Raw genomic sequence first — 1,125 nt, 5'->3', positions numbered from 1 at the left:
ACGACCCGCTGATGCAGCAGCGGCTGGCCGATGCCCGCCGCGCCGTCGGCGATGGCGGCGCCGCCCGGCTGCGCGGCTTCGCGGCGCTGAACGCCGGGCTGCTCGCGGATGCCGCGCGCGAATTCCAATCCGTGCTGGTGCTGCGCCCCGAGGATTCCGATGCACGCGGGGGCCTGGGCGTCGCCCGTCTGCGCCAGGGCCGCCGCATCGAGGCGACCGCGCTGCTGCGCGAGGCGATCGCCGCCGACCCGGTCAATGGCCGCGCCCGCTGGGCCCGCGCGCTGGAGGGCGCCGCCGGCCCGACCCTGGTCGCCCAGGCACGCCAGGCGGTGCAGCGCAGCCAGTTCGACCAGGCCGAGCAGATCCTGCGCCGCGGCCTGCGCCGCGAGGGCGCCGAGCGGGTCGAGGCCGAGACCCTGCTGGCCGACCTGGCGCTGCGCCGCGGTGACCTCCAGGGCGCCGAGCAGCATTATCGTGCCGCGCTGGCCCGCCGGCCGGAGCTGGCGACGCCGATGGCCGGCCTGTTCGAGGCGCTGCAGCGCCAGGGCCGCTTCGCCGAGGCGCAGCAGCTGGCCGAGCGCCGCAACCGCCTGGTTCTGGGCAGCGCCGCCGCGCAGCGCGCCGAGGCGCTGCGCATCGAGGCGCAGCGCGCCGGCGACGCCGAATCCGGCATCGCCCTGCTGCGCGGCGCCCTGGCCGCCGAGCCCGCCAATCCCTGGCTGCGGCTGGATCTGGCCCGGTCGCTGGCGGCGATGGGGCAGGGGGTCGAGGCCCGCGCCCTGGTCGACCAGCCGGCCGAGACCGGCCATGCCGAGGCGGTCTTCGCCGCCGCGCTCTTCGCCAGCGACGAAGGCCGCATGCTGGATGTCGCTGCCCTGCTGGAGCGCGTGCCGGACCGGCTGCGCAGCGCCGATATGGGCCGGCTGATGCGCCGCGCCCGGTTGCAGCAGCAGGTCGCCGCCGCGCTGGAGCCTGATGCCTTCGGCCATCGCGGCGAGGCCAAGCGCCGGCTGCTGTCGCTCGCCGCGCGGCCGGAGCCCAGCGGCGAGACCGCGGCGCTGGTGGTGGAGGCGCTGGCCGGGCTTGGCGATGCCCAGGCCGCGACCGAGGCCGCCCAGGCGGCGC

1 protein-coding gene is annotated in these 1,125 nt (G+C 78.2%); it reads left to right on the top strand.

Annotated features, from left to right (window positions below):
- Window positions 1-11: 11 nt before the first annotated feature.
- The coding region (locus tag BKE38_RS13975) for a tetratricopeptide repeat protein (RefSeq protein WP_131829595.1) at window positions 12-1,125 on the top strand (1,114 nt) is incomplete at its 3' end.

This window comes from Teichococcus deserti, assembly GCF_001982615.1.
GTDB classification, from domain to species: domain Bacteria; phylum Pseudomonadota; class Alphaproteobacteria; order Acetobacterales; family Acetobacteraceae; genus Pseudoroseomonas; species Pseudoroseomonas deserti.
The sequence above is the reverse complement of the archived record's forward strand: the minus strand, read 5'-3'. Positions and strand labels throughout refer to the sequence as shown.